This window comes from Shewanella sp. (assembly GCF_041630135.1).
GTDB lineage: Bacteria > Pseudomonadota > Gammaproteobacteria > Enterobacterales > Shewanellaceae > Shewanella.
This window is the reverse complement of record NZ_JBFKLW010000078.1, coordinates 1-16,208: the sequence shown is the minus strand read 5'-3', so window position 1 is coordinate 16,208 and position 16,208 is coordinate 1. Positions and strand designations below refer to the sequence as shown.

The 16,208-nt window shown below is 54.1% G+C and carries 14 protein-coding genes, 1 tRNA gene and 1 rRNA gene; 7 read left to right on the top strand and 9 right to left on the bottom strand.

Annotated elements, in window-relative coordinates; translation table 11 throughout:
- The coding region (locus ABYK60_RS16665) for a DUF3305 domain-containing protein (RefSeq protein WP_372873131.1) at positions 1–429 on the bottom strand (429 nt) is incomplete at its 3' end.
- A 280-nt stretch (positions 430–709) separates the two neighbouring features.
- Here ABYK60_RS16665 and ABYK60_RS16660 point away from each other — a divergent pair.
- Complete coding sequence (locus ABYK60_RS16660) at positions 710–1,543, top strand: formate dehydrogenase accessory sulfurtransferase FdhD (protein ID WP_372873130.1); 834 nt, start codon at positions 710–712, stop codon at positions 1,541–1,543.
- 8 nt (positions 1,544–1,551) lie between these two features.
- The gene (locus ABYK60_RS16655) at positions 1,552–2,460 is read left to right on the top strand and encodes a substrate-binding domain-containing protein (protein WP_372873129.1); all 909 of its coding nucleotides are present in this window, start codon (positions 1,552–1,554) and stop codon (positions 2,458–2,460) included.
- A gap of 17 nt (positions 2,461–2,477) precedes the next feature.
- Here the strand turns inward: ABYK60_RS16655 and rlmF are convergent, their stop codons facing one another.
- A complete protein-coding gene (rlmF, locus tag ABYK60_RS16650; protein ID WP_372873128.1) occupies positions 2,478–3,401 on the bottom strand; it encodes a 23S rRNA (adenine(1618)-N(6))-methyltransferase RlmF in 924 nt (307 codons plus the stop codon).
- Positions 3,402–3,441: 40 nt separating this feature from the next.
- A complete protein-coding gene (locus ABYK60_RS16645; protein WP_372873133.1) occupies positions 3,442–3,798 on the bottom strand; it encodes a flagellar basal body-associated protein FliL in 357 nt (118 codons plus the stop codon).
- Between the two features lie 156 nt (positions 3,799–3,954).
- Here ABYK60_RS16645 and ABYK60_RS16640 point away from each other — a divergent pair, with 156 nt between their 5' ends.
- Positions 3,955–4,515: a chorismate lyase gene (locus tag ABYK60_RS16640; RefSeq protein WP_372873127.1), complete on the top strand. Its 561-nt coding sequence runs from the start codon at positions 3,955–3,957 to the stop codon at positions 4,513–4,515.
- A gap of 147 nt (positions 4,516–4,662) precedes the next feature.
- Here the strand turns inward: ABYK60_RS16640 and ABYK60_RS16635 are convergent, their stop codons facing one another.
- The 3 genes from ABYK60_RS16635 to ABYK60_RS16625 form a co-directional block, all read right to left on the bottom strand.
- The gene (locus tag ABYK60_RS16635; protein WP_372873126.1) at positions 4,663–7,446 is read right to left on the bottom strand and encodes an immune inhibitor A domain-containing protein; all 2,784 of its coding nucleotides are present in this window, start codon (positions 7,444–7,446) and stop codon (positions 4,663–4,665) included.
- Positions 7,447–7,679: 233 nt separating this feature from the next.
- Positions 7,680–9,812, bottom strand: coding sequence for a trehalase family glycosidase (locus tag ABYK60_RS16630; RefSeq protein ID WP_372873125.1), 2,133 nt, complete (start codon positions 9,810–9,812; stop codon positions 7,680–7,682).
- 93 nt (positions 9,813–9,905) lie between these two features.
- On the bottom strand, positions 9,906–10,502 hold the full coding sequence (locus ABYK60_RS16625) for a YhgN family NAAT transporter (protein ID WP_372873124.1): 597 nt from the start codon (positions 10,500–10,502) through the stop codon (positions 9,906–9,908).
- Between the two features lie 193 nt (positions 10,503–10,695).
- On the opposite strand from ABYK60_RS16625, the gene ABYK60_RS16620 reads away from it, so the two are divergent.
- The 4 genes from ABYK60_RS16620 (at position 10,696) to ABYK60_RS16605 (ending at position 14,434) form a co-directional block, all read left to right on the top strand.
- Entirely contained in the window at positions 10,696–12,243 is a 1,548-nt protein-coding gene (locus ABYK60_RS16620) for a metal transporter (protein WP_372873123.1), read from the top strand.
- Between the two features lie 84 nt (positions 12,244–12,327).
- The gene (locus ABYK60_RS16615) at positions 12,328–13,092 is read left to right on the top strand and encodes an NRDE family protein (protein ID WP_372873122.1); all 765 of its coding nucleotides are present in this window, start codon (positions 12,328–12,330) and stop codon (positions 13,090–13,092) included.
- Between the two features lie 68 nt (positions 13,093–13,160).
- A complete protein-coding gene (locus ABYK60_RS16610; RefSeq protein WP_372873121.1) occupies positions 13,161–13,721 on the top strand; it encodes a lysophospholipid acyltransferase family protein in 561 nt (186 codons plus the stop codon).
- A gap of 89 nt (positions 13,722–13,810) precedes the next feature.
- Positions 13,811–14,434 carry a LysE family translocator gene (locus ABYK60_RS16605; RefSeq protein ID WP_372873120.1) on the top strand — a complete coding sequence of 208 codons (624 nt, stop codon included), beginning with the start codon at positions 13,811–13,813 and terminating at the stop codon, positions 14,432–14,434.
- On the opposite strand, the gene ABYK60_RS16600 is transcribed toward ABYK60_RS16605, so the two are convergent.
- The 3 genes from ABYK60_RS16600 to rrf form a co-directional block, all read right to left on the bottom strand.
- Positions 14,424–15,638 carry a mechanosensitive ion channel family protein gene (locus ABYK60_RS16600; protein ID WP_372873132.1) on the bottom strand — a complete coding sequence of 405 codons (1,215 nt, stop codon included), beginning with the start codon at positions 15,636–15,638 and terminating at the stop codon, positions 14,424–14,426. The two genes, ABYK60_RS16605 and ABYK60_RS16600, sit on opposite strands and share 11 nt — an antisense overlap.
- Before the next feature lie 329 nt (positions 15,639–15,967).
- Positions 15,968–16,044, bottom strand: a tRNA-Asp gene (locus ABYK60_RS16595).
- Positions 16,045–16,067: 23 nt separating this feature from the next.
- A 5S ribosomal RNA gene (gene rrf, locus ABYK60_RS16590) occupies positions 16,068–16,183 on the bottom strand.
- Between the last annotated feature and the right edge of the window lie 25 nt (positions 16,184–16,208).

The following is a 16,208-nucleotide window of genomic DNA, read 5'->3' as shown; positions in this document are numbered from 1 at the left end:
CTCCTTGCGGCGATTCACATGCTTGCGGCGATGAGCGCTGATTTCCACCTCACCATGGCGGGTGATAAAGGCCTCAATCCAACAGGCCACAGCTTCCGGCATGGCCATATTGAGTACCGGGGTATCACCTTCCAGGCATCCGGCGGCAACGCACTGATCGGCACTGATACTCATGGGTACCCAGGTCCCATCCTCCAGCTCGTCGCAAACGATATAGAGCATGGGGTTGTTCATATCCAGATTCAGTCGATAGCTGGCGCGCTCATCCAGATACAGCTCAAGCAGTACCTGAGTTGCGCCTTCAATCGGGCCCTGGCTGGCCGGTACAACCTGATCCAACTCCCAACTGGTGGCCGCCCAGCGCCCTACCTGCTTTTGTACTTTCCTGAGCGACACATACATGGGCCAAACGCTTTGGGTGTGTTGCATCTTCTTTCATCCTCTCGGGATTGCGACCGGATGCACTAGTGCCCCAGCCAAGTCTTCCCCCTGACTGCAAGAAGGGTGCCAGCCGCTGGGGCTGAGAAGTTTGAACTGGATCATCAAAACCCTGTTGTTTGTAGGACAATTTGTCCCACCCACTTTTCAGAGTGGGACAGAACGCCCATCAGACACTCAAAAAGCGCGGAAAAGCCCCGGTCGGGATCACACTTTAGAGCCGGGTACGATACTTGCTAAGACCTTGTCAGGTTCTCCAACGAGGTTTGCCATGACGGCTGAAAAAAACCACACCCGCTTTATCAAAACCGCTGCCGAAGCCCCATTGACCATAGGGGTGACCGCCGTGGATGAAACCGGCGCCGTGCTCGATAAGCAGATTGCCTGCGAACGGCCGCTGACCTTGTATCTGAACTGGCGCCCCATAGTAACCCTGATGACGCTGGGCGCCCGCCCCGAAGCGCTGGCGCTGGGATACATGAAAAATCAGGGCTTTATTAAAGACTTGAGCCTGCTTGAATCTGTTATTGTCGACTGGGAGGTGAACTCCGCGGCACTTATCACCAAAGAAGTCATTGAAGATCTGGACAAGAAGCTGTCTGAAAAAACCGTCACCACAGGCTGCGGCCAGGGTACGGTTTATGGCGATCTGATGGCAGGGCTGGATGAGATAAGCCTGCCGGTGCCCAGCCTCAAACAAAGCACCCTTTATGGGCTGCTGCGAAATATCAACGACTACAACGAGACCTACAAAAACGCTGGTGCTGTGCACGGCTGCGGTCTGTGCGAAGGTGAGCAAATCCGCTCATTCGTCGAAGACGTAGGCCGCCACAATGCCGTAGATACACTTGCAGGCGAGATGTGGCTCAAGGGCGAAACCGGTGGCGACAAAATTTTCTACACCACAGGCCGGCTCACCTCTGAGATGGTGATCAAGGTGGCCAAGATGGGCATTCCGGTGCTGCTGTCCCGCAGCGGCGTGACCCAGATGGGGCTCGAGCTTGCTCAGCAGCTTGGCATCACCATGATTGCCCGCGCCAAAGGGCGACACTTTTTGGTGTACAACGGCGCCGATAATATTCAATTCGATATGGCGAAGGGATAACAAGGACGATGACCGACGAAGCACAACTGGTGTACATGAGCGCCAAACAGGTGGCCGAGTATCTGGATCTCAATGAGAAGAAAGTTTACGCCATGGCCAACGACCGCATTTTGCCCGCCACTAAAGTTACGGGAAAATGGTTGTTTCCTAAAGTGCTTATTGATCGCTGGGTCATGGATTCCTGCCACAGCGGTATGCTCACAGATAGACTGATCATCACCGGCAGTGACGACCCTCTGCTGTCAATGCTGGTTGCCAGATTGATGGGTAAAATCGGCAGCCGCGAGCTGGTGAGCTACAGCGCCACGGGCTCCCGCCTGGGGCTTGAACTGCTGGCCAAGGGCTATGCCGATGTCTGCACCCTGCATTGGGGTAGCTTTGATGAGCGCAATATCCGCCATACCGGCTTATTGAAGGGCTACCAACACCACCAGCAATGGATTTTAGTGCACGGCTACAAGCGCCAGCAGGGGCTGATTGTCCGCCCCGACCTGCATCACAGGGTGCAGGAGCAAAGTGAAATAGTCGCCCAGCCGCTGCGCTGGGTCAGGCGCCAAAGCGGCGCCGGCAGTCAGCAACATCTGGAGCACTGGCTGGTGTCTCAGGGCAGCAGTATCGGTGATCTGGATGTACGTTTCACCGCCTTCAGTGAGCGCGAGTTGGCCGGCTACATTGCCAGAGGCGATGCGGATATTGGCTTTGGGTGTCAGGCGGTAGCCAGAGAGAGCGGCCTTGCCTTTGTGCCGCTGCTGACCGAGTCGTTCGACTTTGTGATGTCTCAGGGCATTTATTTCAGACGCCAACTGCAACAACTGCTGGGGATGCTGGCCGCCCCGGATACCCGCCAGGTGGCCGCCATGCTGGGCGGTTACGATTTAAGCGGCGCCGGCCAGCTGCTGTGGTCACAGGGGCAATAGCCCCTGCTTTTGGCGCTTCAGTCGAAACGCCAGGCCAGCACCCGGGTAATCTTCATCCCCTGGTGCATCTCAATTACCTTCACTTCGGCGGCACCCAGCTTTGCCAGCAGGCGCTTGCAGGGGCGCACATTCTCCCCTTTGGACACCAAAGATGTAAACCAGAGGCACAACTGCGGCCGCCTTGCGCTCTCTTCAATCATGTTGAATAAAAAGCGCCGCTCGCCGCCATCACACCACAGCTCGGCATCCTGACCACCAAAATTCAGCGCTGGCGCTTTACTGGCCGAACTCTTACTGGCCGCCTTGGAGCGGCTCTTTGCCAGGCCATCCAGCTTTTTACGACTGCCCGCAGCCGCATCGTCGGCGCTGGCATGAAAAGGTGGATTGCAGACACAGGCGGCAAAACGCTCTTCATCCGTCACTACACCGGCAAAGATACGTTTGGGGTTGGTCTGATGTCGCAAACTCACCCGCGCGTTGAGCGGCGGATTGGCGCTAAGCACCCTGGCCACATTGGCCAGCGACGCCTTGGCGATGTCGGTAGCCACCAGCTCGCGGCCGAATCGACTGACCGCCAGCAGGGCATAAATGCCGTTGGCGCCTGTGCCTATATCGAGCACTGGCAAGCCTTCAGCCGCCGGGGTTTGTGCCAGCAAATCTTCGAGATGATGCAGATAATCCACCCGTCCCGGTATGGGTGGACACAAAAAGCCCTTGGGAATATCCCAGCCCTGAATGCCGTAGTAGTGCTTGAGCAATGCGCAGTTTAGCGCCTTCACAGCCTCAGGAAGGGCAAAGTCGATGGAGGGATTACCGTAGGCATTGGGGCGCACAAAGGCCTTCAGCGGCGGAAAGCTTGCCACCAGCGCAGTAAAATCGTAACCATCTCGGTGGGCGTTATCGGGGTGCAGCCCCTTGCCTTGGGTTTGTTTGGGTTTCATAGACGGAAAAAACGGCGCCTGATGGCGCCGCTTGCAGCAATCAGTCGTAAAGGTATCTGGTAAACAGCATATTCACTATCAATGCCTTACCGGTTTCGGCTTCAATCAGACGATTGACGGCATCATAGCATTCACGGCGAATTTCTTCGCGGCCGGTAAGGGATTTCACCTTTTCTTCCGGCTGGTTACCGAGGATCTCAATAATGGCGGCCCGCAGCAGCGGATCATGACGCTCTATCTGGATAAGGTCATCCGGATTTTTCACCATCAACTCTACGCTGATCCGCACAAAGCCGAGCTTTTTGCGATTGGAAATATAGTTGGTGACGATTTCAGGTTCAAAGCCGTAGTAGGCATACTCTTCCAGCTTTTTCTCTTCTTCGCCCCAGGCGGGCATGCCCAGTGACAGCACTACTAATGCCAGTGTCAGTATCTGTTTCATCAAAACCTGAACTCCTTGTGAGCGTATATGCATCCGGTCACCAACTATCGACAGCCACATCAACATGATAGACTTGGGCCGTTGTACTTTATCTATTGTAGCGAGCAACCCATGAGTGTGACCAGTCTCAGTTTTCCTTACGGCGAATCCATCCACTGGTTTGCCCCGGACGACATTGAGGCCTTGCCCGCCACGCCCTTGACCGACTGGCTACTGGCCACCGGCAGTCTGACCGCTAAACTCAAGTCCCATTGCAGCCACTTTGAAGTCAAAGTATTGGGTGAAGCCCTGCTGCAAACCGCCCCCGACGAAAGCCAGTTACCCCAGGCCTGGGTGCGTGAAGTCTTGCTTATCCTTGATGGCGTCCCCTGGGTGTTTGCCCGCACCCTGGTGCCCGAGTCTTTACTGGCGCGCTGCGGCGATGAGCTCACTGGCCTCGGCGATCGGCCATTGGGAGAGCTGCTATTCTCAAGCGACCACTTTACTCCGGGGCGTATTGAAGTGGCCGGGTTCCAATCCTGCGGCACCCTGGCGAGCCTTGCGGCCAGCATGGGACAAAATGTCCAGGGTCGATTATGGGGCCGTCGGCGCTACTTTGGCTGTGAAGGCGAAGAGCTGACCGTGAGCGAAATCTTTCTGCCTGCCGCAGTAAGCCGGATCCTTGGCAATTAATAACTTCAGCTACAGTCGCAACTGAAGGCTTAAGTAACCTATACCAATTAAGCAACTACTGATGTCACTTACGATTAGCCCATTCTATAAACTCTCTCGGTAAAAAAAAACGCCCCTTATGGGGCGTTCAGCTTGTAAGAGTCCGAATTAACGCCGGCGTGCTACGCCAGCAAAGCCCAGTACCAGCAACGCCAGCCATCCCATGGCACCACCACCGTCACTGCTCTTGGCAGGCTTGGGCGCGCTAACTGTAACAGTGCGACTTTGAGTGGCACTGGCCCCCTTGCCGTCGGTCACAGTCAGGGTGACAGTGTAGCTGCCAGCCGAGGCATAAGTGTGGCTGGGAGTTGCAGCAGTACTGCTTTGACCATCACCAAAATTCCAGCTATAGCTGAGATTGCCATCACCACCGCTGCTTGCGTTACTGAAGGTTACGGTTAATTGACTGATACTCTGGCTGAAACTCACCACCAGAGGCGCTGTCACCGATACGTTCTGAGTATCAGTTACTGTGGCACCCTTTCCATCGGTAACCGTCAGGGTCACTGTATATTCACCACTACTGCCATAGGTGTAGCTTGGGTTGGCCGCAGTAGAAGTGGCATTGGCAACGCCGAAATTCCAGGCATAGGTGTAGCTGCCATCGCCACCGGCCGCATTGCTCCTGAAGGATGCAGTTGCCCCGCTGAACGACACACCAATGTCGGCAGTCAAAGCTGTTGGCTCCGGCGTGCTGCCATCATGCTTTTTGAAACGCACGCGTGCACTGCTATTGTCGTTGGCCAATTCCAGCACTTCCATGGTCAGACCCAGCTTAGGCAGTTTGATACCGGCCTGAGGCTTCAGCGGTGCACTGTAATCGTTGGCATCATCAAACAGACTCACAGGGCTTAAATGCTGGTCGCTTGCATAGGCGGTTTGCTGACGGGTACTGAATGCCGCATCGCGTATCTGGACATCTGTACCATAGTTGCCAATCAGGTTCTGATCCGCATCGACCACCCCAATAAGCCCCTCACCGGGGTGCTCGGTAGTGTTGTTGTCACTGTAGTCGAAGTTTTCAAACCAGAGCACCACACCCGGGTCATAGTTATGACTGGCAAGCCCTTTATCTATTCCATTGTGGCTTCTCAACTGCACCAGATAGCGTCTGTCGTTACCCGGGCGTTTATCGCCAATGCGCATAAAACCAGCCATGGTCATTTTGCCATCAGTCTCTGCATCATCGGTATAATGAGTGCCGGCAGAGGAGACTATGCTCAAATCGTCAATGGCGATGCCAAAGCCCCCTTCATACTCATCGGTACGATAGATAATGCTGATCTGTTTGGTCATACCGGCATAAGCGCTGAGGTCATAAGTCAGCTCTATCCATTCACCTTTTGAACTACCGGTGATCACATGGGTACCGTGGGGATAATTGCTGGTAGCCTGAGTGATGTTGCCAGGTATAGGCGTGTCGTCGACCCGTACCTGCATATAATCGTAGTCTTTTTCAATGTCCCAATTGGCACGCATTTTTAAAGTAATTGCGGTTGCAGAGGGCAACTCCACATTGAACGACATGGCATTATTCAATAAATGCCCCTGATTGGAGTAGTACTGATACATGCCTGCATAAGGTGCCTGGAAATCAACCGATGCTGCCGGCACTTTCAGCGAGAGCTGATTCACACCGTTGGCATTGGTTCCTTCCACCAGGGTAAATTCCTGACCGGACGAATTGAGGCTGTTCAAGTCAATTTGCTGCTCATTTACCCATTTTCCCTTATAGGCGTTTTGCAGATATGAACGGGCATAAGGACTGAAGCCAACCGGTTCAGCACCAGCCAGAGTGCCAGTCCAGCTACCACCGGACATCAGCGACCAACTACCGACAGGTGAGCCTTCACCGTTGCTGTCATAGTCGTACTCATCGGGCAATCCCAGATCATGACCAAATTCATGGGTGCAAACACCAGCTGCAGCATCAATAGGTTGCACTGTGTATCCATAGGCTCTCAGACTGGTACCTGATACAGCCTTACCCAGTTTGTCAGCATCACTGGCCAGGAAAAATCGGTGAGACCAGATAGCATCTGCGCCCAATTTACCACCACCGGCCTCTTCACCGATGCTGGAGTGGAACAGCATAATGTGGTCGATAATGCCATCGGCCTCATCCAGGTTACCATCGCTATCCAGGTCGTAGGGATCTTCCACATCGTAACTGGCCAGTTCCGCAGAGTTCATACCGGCAACCGCCTTGGTCACAGCCTCAAGAACCAGCTCCCGTACCGCTTTGTCGTTATCATCATTTTCCGGGTCATTGCCGCCATAAAAAGCCGCGTTATTGTCAGCACGCACCCAGTTACGGACGCCTCCGGTGAAGAAGAATGTCTGGCCGGATGCCTGTTGGAAATACTGATAACCGGAAATCAAATTCTGATTAGATGGACCTTTAAAGCCCGTGGTTGAAAACAGCAGGTCACGATAATGGCTTGCCGGATAGCTTGAGTAATACATGTCTGTATCGCCTGCTACCAAGCCATTTTTATCATAAGGCAAATCAGGAAAATCAACCAAAACACCCAATACTTTCACGGTTTTGGTGACATCAGCATCAGCTACAGGCCGATAGATGTTGCGGCTTTTTTGGCGAGCCCTGGCATCGCTTAACTGCTGCTGATCCCGGGTCTGTTGCTCGGCCATGGCGGGGGATACTGTTCTGGCACGCCCAATAAAAGCATCGACAGCGGCTATCTTTTCAGCCTCAGAAGCGTCGGCAGCAATATCGCCACGCTTAATAAGCCAATAAAGAACACGTTCTTTATTGATCACACCGCTGTCTGCGGGTGTTCCGGCTGCAGGCGCAGCCAATCCCTGTCCGGCAGAGATCGCCAGCATCAAACCCAACGCACTGAGCGTGGGTATTCTGTATGTTTTAACCATCGTTACCTTCCTTTGAGCCAGTTCAACCGGTAAGGGCTCATCAATTACTGCGAATGCTCTGGGCGTATCTGTAACAGTGTAATCAGAGATAGGCAATTTACCCCACCCAACAACCAACCCCACAACGCGCAACACCCAAGGAACAGAACATTAACAGTGGTCATTTATCGGCTCAATGGCACAACAGGAGTATCTGCAAGGTGTTCAGGTGTGGTTCAGCAATTTATACCAAATCAAGGCTTTTTTACCGGATCTTTACTTAGCCAACGCTGATGTATCAGTAACAACACTGACGCCGACCAACTGAAATTGGTCGCGTGCAACGGCTCGCCGGTCAAAGGATCGTAATTTTCGTGAATAAGCCCGTTACCAGTTATCCCATGCCCCCGCTTAAACAGCGCTCGGGACAAGGCAACAGCCTGGTTCTTCTCACCATATCTGTCCAGGGCTTCGAGGGCAAAATACAGCTGATCCAACCACACCGGGCCACGCCAGTAACGTTTGGCATCAAAGCTGGGGTTATCCCTGCTGACGGTTGGAAACGGAATATAAGTGCCAAAGCTATCTTCCCCCAACTGAGTGGCGATTTGACGCTTGGCCTGATACTCATTTGCCACACCGGCCCACATAGGGATCCAACCCTCCATGCCTTTTCCAGCCTGAAGCAACGGCTTGCCCGAATGGCTGTCGATATCGTAGAAAAAGCCGCTGTCTTCGTCCCACATCAGCTGACGGATTTGCTCGCCCAGCACGCTTGCCTGCTCGCGCCAGTGCTCGGCTTCTTCTGCCATTCCCTGGCTATCGGCAAGCTTGGCCAAATAGTGTTTCTCGGCAAAGAGATAGGCGTTCAGATCCACACTCTCCTGGCTCAGGGAATAGCCAAGCAAGTTGCCGTTTGCATCCAAGTTCTCAAGCACTTGCAGCCCAGTTCTGTCATCAAAGCGAGGGGCATTGTCCATCCCCGACTCCCAGGCCGCCGCCTGCACAATCGCTTCGCGATCGGGCTTGCCGCCTTTCACATGGGCCGGATGCACATTGGCGCCATATTCCGCCAAACCATTTTGGTTATTGTCGCGGTTGCGATACCACCACTGATGGTAAGCACGCAGTTTTGGGTACATTCGCTTTACAAAGTCTTTGTCTGGAGCCTGATTGTTAATTTCCCAAACGGCCCACGCCGACAAAGGTGGCTTGCCATTGCGTTCATTCCAGTTGCCACCATCGCCGCCTCTGTCAGGGCTGGGGTTATAAAAAATCGCATCGGGCAGACTGCCTGCATCCTGTGGCCTGATGGGATCGTCGGCACCAAACTGGTAATCAAACATGGTTTCGACGTTGGATTTGGCAAGCCTGCTGTCAAACCGTGCCAGCGCCACCGCCTGTTTCCAGCTGTCCCACGCCCAGACGCCATTGAACCATTTATACGAATAAGACGGCGTAATGGCATCGCGCCTGATGGCGCCTGCAGCCGAGCGCCAGTTATGTGCCAATGTCATCACTGCCTTGGCAGCCACTGTATCCAGTGCCGGGTCGCCAGCCGGCGTGAGCCGGGCAAAGCGCTGCTGCCAGCGTTGATGATTCGCCGCCAATTCGGCGTCCACCCGCCCCCAATCAAGTTGCCAGCCGGTGCGCTCTTTGTCGGTGTGAAAATACCTGTGGGCGGTGCGAAGCTGCCTGGTTTCTCCGGGCGCCAGCGTGATGGATGAGGTCGAGGTGTAACCCTTATTTTGGGTCACGGAAATATCGGGGTTATCTTCAAACACCAGCTGAAAACTGGCATCACTGAGCAGGAGATTCCAGGTATCACGCACGCTCACCATGGGCCATTGCACCGAGCGGCTGCCCTCAACTGCGCCCAACACAGGTGCATGGGTCAGTGGACCCACCTTGTGCGCGGCAAAGGGCGCCCCTTCACGCTTGAGCTGATATTGAATGCTTTTATCGGAGGTGTTGGTGAGGCGCGTCGTGGCGATGGCGGTGCGGCTATCAAGGTACTCAAGCGCCAGCGTCAGTCTGGCCGCAGGCCACTCAAGCTGCTGAAACAGGCCCCATGGCTCGCTGTAGGAACTGAAAGCGGCCTTTTCGGGCGCCTGCGCCATACCATCGGCAGCCACCGACCAGACTTCAATGGCCTCGGAGAGATGAATGCTGTATTCCTCAGCGATAATCATCGGCCCCGGAAAGCGGCCGCGGGCAGCGTCAGTTGCCTGATGGTAGCCGTGCCAGGCACCAAGATCAGTGTAAGCCGCCGGCAAATACAGATTACCGCGATTGTCACGGTGCTCCGCCTCACGGGGCACCCCTTCGTAGGGCAGCAAATTGGTTCCGGGGAAGGCCAGAGCACAAAGCAGAAGACAGGCAGACATGGGCACCTTGAATTTGGATACAATATCCAGATATTCGCACCCGGGTGGACGCTTGGCAAGCCAAACTGCCTGCCAAGTACTGAAGATAGGTGTTTAACCCACTGATTTATTCAGGTAGTTGGCAACACCATCGAGGAACATTTGCACCGAAATCATCACCAGCACCATGCCCATCAATCGTTCGACTGCGGTTAGGCCCTTTTCCCCAAGAATACGGGTAAAGCCCTTATAAAACATCAAAATAAAGGCACTTACCGCCCAGGCAGACACCAGTGCAATCGTCCAGTCCAACATGCGACTGCTGTCAGTATGGGCCAGCAGGATAAGCGCAGCCAGAATAGAGGGGCCAGCCATCAGCGGAATTGCCATCGGCACAATGAAAGGTTCCTCCCCAGCCGCCAGCCCTGTCAGACCACCCTCGGTTGGAAAAATCATCTTAATGGCAATCAGAAACAGGATTATGCCCCCGGCGATACTCACAGATTCAGAACGAAGATTCAGGAAGCTCAGTATCGCCTCACCGGCAAACAGAAACATCAGCATGATGACCAGCGCAAACAACAGTTCGCGGATCAGCACCTTGCGGCGTTTCTTCGGTTCGATATGTCGCAGAATGGAAGCAAAAATCGGCAAATTGCCGAGCGGATCCATAATCAAAAACAGCATCACTGCAGCAGAAAGGATATCCATGGTAAATACTTATCCAACAAATCCAACACTTTGATTATTGTACTGTGTTTCTGCAAACATCACTGGGAAATTTAACATTTGTGACCTCTGGGTCCATTCTGTAATCGCGCAGATTGTAAATTGCTGACAGAGCACTGCTCATTTAGCTCGCAGCTGGTATACTACAGCGTTTTTCATATCGCACCGGAACTCCATGTTTTATCTGCTCGCCAGCTGCATCGCCCTTCTTCTGGGCCCTCTGTGTTATCGCCTGATTGCCAACGGCAATGGGCTGCAGAAAGGGCTGGACGGCTTTATTTTCGTCTCGCTGGGCGGATTGGTGCTGATCCACATACTTCCCGAACTGCTGGCCCATGGCGGTTTGCTGTCGCTGCTGTTTGTGTTTTTGGGGCTTTGGGGCCCAACTGCCAGCGAGAAACTGTTCCATCGCTATTCCGATTTAACCCACAACCTCACCCTGATATTGGGGATTGGCGGCCTGATGCTGCACACCATCACCGATGGTGGTGCCATGGTGCTGGCCACCCATGAAAACGGCTCCGCACTGCTGGCCCTCGGGGTTGTACTGCATCGACTGCCGGTCGGTCTGGCCATTTGGTGGCTGCTCAAACCTCAGATAGGCGCCCGCTGGACCCTGCTTATTCTGTTGGGCATGATGCTGCTGACCGCGGTTGGCTTCTTCGGCGGTGAGCAAATTATTGAGCGTCTGAGCCTCGAAAATACCGTTTTCCTGCAAGCCTTTGTCACCGGCTCCATTCTGCATGTGGTGCTGCACCAACCCCACGGGCAGCCCAACGCGAATGATAACAGCCACGAATATCAGGCTGGCATTGGCAGTCTGCTGGGCATAGTGTTGCTATTGGTGCTGCTGGCAGTGGCCGACAGTGGTCATGCCCACGAACATCATCATGGCAGCGAGCAACTGCTGCACTGGCTGATGCAATTAGCCCCGGCACTGCTGCTGGCCTACGCCGTCGCGGCGCTGCGCTTTCAGCTGGGAATACGCCCGGATACAGACAAACCCGCACTCGCCTGGCTGCAACGGCTCGCTGGCCCCGAGGCTTTGGTGGTGACGACTTGGATGCTCGGCCCTGTGTATGCACTGGCGCAGGCACTGGGACTCTTTTTGATTGGCACCCTGCTGGCTCAGGCTAAAGTTGTGCCGGTGGATCCCCATGGGAAGCAGTCTGGCAGCAATGCACTGGGTTTTGGTTTCAGCCATCTGGTTGACCGCAGCGCGCCCTGGGTGCTGCTCAGTCTGGTGCTGGCCAATCTGATTGGCCATCCATCGGTACCTTTGTCTAACCCCTGGTTACAGCTGGCAGTGCTGATGGTGGTACTGTTACCGATGCGCTTTTGTAATCTCGGCGGTACTGTACTGGCGATGTCTCTGGCCTACAGTGGCTGGTCTGCCCCGGCAGTGCTGCTGGCTCTGCTGGCTGCCCCCTGGCTCAGCATTCGTCAACTGACGGGTATGAATATAAAGCTGCGAATTGCCGCTCTGGCACTGCTGGCGACCCTGCTGCTGGTTGGCGCGAAGCTTGCCCCTGAAGCTGCAACCCTGTGGCATCTGCCCCACGAGATTGAAATTACCGCGCTGACATTGATATCCGTGCTGTTTGCTGCCAGTTTGCTGCGCCTCGGACCGCGCAAGTTTCTGCGCAGGCTCTGGCATGGTCGCCTGCCCAAGCCACATCATCACGATCACGGCCATCACGGACATCACGGACATCATCACTGAACCCAATCAGTCCTGATATTTCAGACTGTTCAAAACGCCGGGCTATGGTTAGGCTGAGTACATCACCGACCAACCGGCGTTGCTATGTGCATTCTGTTTATGGCGATTGGGGTTAACCCCGACTATCCACTTATCCTCTGTGCCAACAGGGATGAATTCCACCACAGACCCACCGAACCTGCCCACTTCTGGCCACCGGCGCAAAACCTGCTGGCTGGCAGAGATTTGCTGGCCGGAGGCACCTGGCTTGGACTGAATCGCAGTGGCAGTATCGCCGCACTCACCAATATCCGTAGCCCAGCCGACCACAGTGACAATCGCTTAAGTCGCGGCGAGCTTATCCCCAAATACCTGTCAGGCGATGAAGCCTTTATCCCCTGGCTTAAGAAAGAAGCGCCAAGTTATAACCCGTTTAATCTGGTGTTCGGTACCGGGCAAGATTTTTACTGCTTTAACAGCCTGAAAGCGAGTCTGGATAAGCTCTCCCCCGGCTGTCATGCCATCAGCAACGGCGCCATGGACGATATCTGGCCCAAGATGGCCAAGGGACAACAGGCGCTGGAAGCCCTGGTCTGCGCTCCGGGAATGCCGGATGAAGCGCTGCTGCTGGAAATGATGCGGAACGAGTCCCGTCCTGAAGACCCCCTCCTGCCACAAACCGGCGTGAGCCTTGAGTGGGAAAGACGTTTGTCATCGATTTATATTCGCCATGAGGAATATGGCACCCGCTCTACCAGCCTGCTGTTGCAGGACAACCAGGGGTATATTCGCTTTACCGAAGTACGTTACGATGGCAAGGGTCGCAACCTGGGAACCCAGCACTTTAATCTGCAAATTGAACCCCAATAGAAACAGAGGCAAACCGGGCAGATTAAGGCTAGAATCCTCAAATAAACCAACAACAAAAATCGAGACTCATGTTTAAAGCATTCTGTCGCCTGCTGATGAAGCTCACCGGCTGGCGCTTTGAGGGCGAGCTGCCCGACCTGCCAAGTTACATCATTACAGTGGCGCCCCACACCAGCAATTGGGACTTTATCGTGGGCGTAATGGCCCGTGGCGCCTTGGGTGAGCGCATCCACTTTTTGGGAAAGCACCAGCTGTTCATTCCCCCCTGGGGCTGGTTCTTCCGCGCCATTGGTGGCAGTCCGGTCGACAGACGCAAAAACAACAATCTGGTAGATGCAGTAACCGCCCTGTTTGAACAGGACAAGGAATTCAAGCTGGCATTAGCGCCGGAAGGCACCCGCAGTAACGTCACTCGCTGGAAGACTGGCTTTTACCACATAGCCGTGAAAGCCAAAGTTCCCATAGTCACTGTAGGGCTGGACTTTGCCGAGCGTAAAGTGGTGCTGGCAGCACCAACGCCAACCACAGACGATATGCAGGCCGATATGAACGGCATTATCGCATTCTACCGTGGTATTCGTGGCCGCTATCCCAAGGCAATTCCCGATTATGTGCCCAGCGAAAAATAAGCGCAGCCATAGCAAATAGCCAATTAGTCTTTACCTGAGCAGGCCGAACTGGCTATAGTTCGGCCAATCCGATTTTTGTATACAATCCCATGAGCCCCGACACCTTTTTACTTTATCTCGCAGCCATCCTGCTGATTGCCATTTCTCCCGGCCCCATGGCGATGTTGTCCATGTCCCATGGCATGCACTTTGGCAAAAAACGCACTTTGGCAACCGCACTCGGCAGTGTGCTGGCGGCCCTGTGCCTGATGTTGGCATCGGCAGCAGGCCTTGGCGCACTGCTGGCGGCAACCGAATATGGCTTTACAGTACTGAAGTGGTGCGGCGCAGCTTATCTTTTGTATTTAGGTATAAAACTGCTGCTCACCAGAGCTCACCCAAGTGATATCAAGCTGGAAACACCAAAAGGCAAGGGTACGGGGTTAGACCTATTCAGGCAGGCGTTTCTGGTGGGGATAAGCAATCCGAAAGACTTACTGTTCTTTGCGGCCCTGTTTCCGCAGTTTATAGATATGACTGCGCCGCAGGGGCCACAATTGGCCATTCTGGCCTGCACCTGGGCGGTGGTCGACTTCAGTTTTGTGATGATTTACGCAAGTCTCGCCAGCATGCTGGCCCCCAAGCTCTGTGCCAGCAACCGCCTTCACTGGTTCGACAGAACCAGCGGCGGTGTCTTTGTCAGCCTCGCAACCTTACTCGCTATTAAGAACTAGCACGAATACTGCGAATATCCTGGCCCGTAGGGTTTTGGAAGGCCCTCAAATCGAACTCCGGCAAGATGGCAAAGATATGGTCGAAAATATCGGCCTGAATACCTTCATACACCACCCAGCGGGTATCGTTGGTAAAGATATAAAGTTCGATGGGCAAGCCTTCGGTGGTGGGCGCAAGCTGGCGCACCATGAGAGTCATGCTCTTATGTATTTTATCGTGGTGGCGTAAATACTCGGTAAGATAAGCCCTGAAAGTGCCGACGTTGGTCAGGCGCCGACCGTTGACCATGACGTCCATATCGGCCACATCCGCATTGGCAGCGGTCACTTCAGTTACCTTCTCAGGTAAATATTTCTTCAGCAGGTTAATCCGCTCCAGCCGCGCCCTGTCTTCTTCCGTGAGAAAACGAATGCTGTTGATATCTATGTTCAGCGCCCGCTTGATACGACGGCCGCCAGACTCGGACATACCCCTCCAGTTACGAAACGCATCGGACACCAGCGCATAAGCCGGGATCATGGTCAGGGTATTGTCCCAGTTACGCACCTTCACCGTGGTCAGAGACACTTCTTCCACAGCACCATCAGCACCGTACTTATCCATCTGGATCCAATCGCCCTTGCTGACCATACGGTTAGCTGCAAGCTGAATCCCTGCCACAAAGCCAAGGATGGTGTCTTTGAACACCAACATCACCAAACCGGTCGCCACACCCAAACCGGATAGGAAGATAACCGGAGACTGATCGGAGAGTACCGATATGCCAATGATGACGCCCACGAAGAACAGAAACAGTTTTATCAGCTGAACCACGCTCTTGATGGGTAGTCGCCGGCTTATATCACTGACGTCAGCAATATCATTCAGAGCATCAAGCGCTGAGTAAAGCGTGCGGATAAGAAACACCACCAGAGCCACATTGATCAGCCTGTCAGCAAGATTCGCCGCCAGCTTCTGTTCGGCCAGCACTATGGGCAACAGCAGATCCAGTACCATAACAGGCACCAGCATGGAGAGCTTTTCCAGTACCTTGTGATTCATAAACACATCGTCCCAGGTCACACTGGAGCGCTGGATCACCAGATTCATGGCTCGTACGACACCACGACGCACTATCAGATAGGCGATAACGGCAATGATGAGCGATGCGCCCAGTAGCGCAATCATCGAAAGCCCTTCTGAGTCCTCCGGACGCAACCCCATGGAGGTTAGCCAATTCACCAATTCGAGTCTGTATTCCTGATCCACTGTCTTATCCCGACAAATCTCAATAAAGCCCGAGTGTAACATTCAAACCCGGCCAGACGGATGACGGAACGCAAAATCAGACAAACAGGGATACACGGCGGTGGGCAGCGAGAGTGTTCAGAGACTATGGAAAGAAATCAGAAACGAAGAGCTCGAATCCTTATTTGCAAGCGCTTGCAGAGGCTTTCGTCTTAAGTTGATGGTAGAGCCCTAAAGTGCGCAGCACTTTATGGAGCGATAAATACAAAAAAGCCCCGTCATTTCTGACGAGGCTTCATGTAAGTTGGCGGAGCGGACGGGACTCGAACCCGCGACCCCCGGCGTGACAGGCCGGTATTCTAACCAACTGAACTACCGCTCCTTTGGGCTAAGCCCAAATTAGGCGTCTGGCAATGACCTACTCTCACATGGGGAGACCCCACACTACCATCGGCGCTGCTCCGTTTCACTACTGAGTTCGGAATGGGATCAGGTGGGACCAGAGCGCTATTGTCACCAGACAAATTCATTATGTCCTCGCCTTGG

What these genes read in the sequence shown, in the direction of transcription:
- ABYK60_RS16610 (WP_372873121.1), top strand. Translation starts at nt 13,161, where the DNA reads ATGTTTAAAGCATTCTGTCGCCTGCTGATGAAGCTCACCGGCTGGCGC.
- rlmF (WP_372873128.1), bottom strand. Translation starts at nt 3,401, where the DNA reads ATGAAACCCAAACAAACCCAAGGCAAGGGGCTGCACCCCGATAACGCC.
- ABYK60_RS16625 (WP_372873124.1), bottom strand. Translation starts at nt 10,502, where the DNA reads ATGGATATCCTTTCTGCTGCAGTGATGCTGTTTTTGATTATGGATCCG.
- ABYK60_RS16640 (WP_372873127.1), top strand. Translation starts at nt 3,955, where the DNA reads ATGAGTGTGACCAGTCTCAGTTTTCCTTACGGCGAATCCATCCACTGG.
- ABYK60_RS16660 (WP_372873130.1), top strand. Translation starts at nt 710, where the DNA reads ATGACGGCTGAAAAAAACCACACCCGCTTTATCAAAACCGCTGCCGAA.
- ABYK60_RS16655 (WP_372873129.1), top strand. Translation starts at nt 1,552, where the DNA reads ATGACCGACGAAGCACAACTGGTGTACATGAGCGCCAAACAGGTGGCC.
- ABYK60_RS16605 (WP_372873120.1), top strand. Translation starts at nt 13,811, where the DNA reads ATGAGCCCCGACACCTTTTTACTTTATCTCGCAGCCATCCTGCTGATT.
- ABYK60_RS16620 (WP_372873123.1), top strand. Translation starts at nt 10,696, where the DNA reads ATGTTTTATCTGCTCGCCAGCTGCATCGCCCTTCTTCTGGGCCCTCTG.
- ABYK60_RS16635 (WP_372873126.1), bottom strand. Translation starts at nt 7,446, where the DNA reads ATGGTTAAAACATACAGAATACCCACGCTCAGTGCGTTGGGTTTGATG.
- ABYK60_RS16615 (WP_372873122.1), top strand. Translation starts at nt 12,328, where the DNA reads ATGTGCATTCTGTTTATGGCGATTGGGGTTAACCCCGACTATCCACTT.
- ABYK60_RS16645 (WP_372873133.1), bottom strand. Translation starts at nt 3,798, where the DNA reads ATGCCCGCCTGGGGCGAAGAAGAGAAAAAGCTGGAAGAGTATGCCTAC.
- ABYK60_RS16630 (WP_372873125.1), bottom strand. Translation starts at nt 9,812, where the DNA reads ATGTCTGCCTGTCTTCTGCTTTGTGCTCTGGCCTTCCCCGGAACCAAT.
- ABYK60_RS16600 (WP_372873132.1), bottom strand. Translation starts at nt 15,638, where the DNA reads ATGGGGTTGCGTCCGGAGGACTCAGAAGGGCTTTCGATGATTGCGCTA.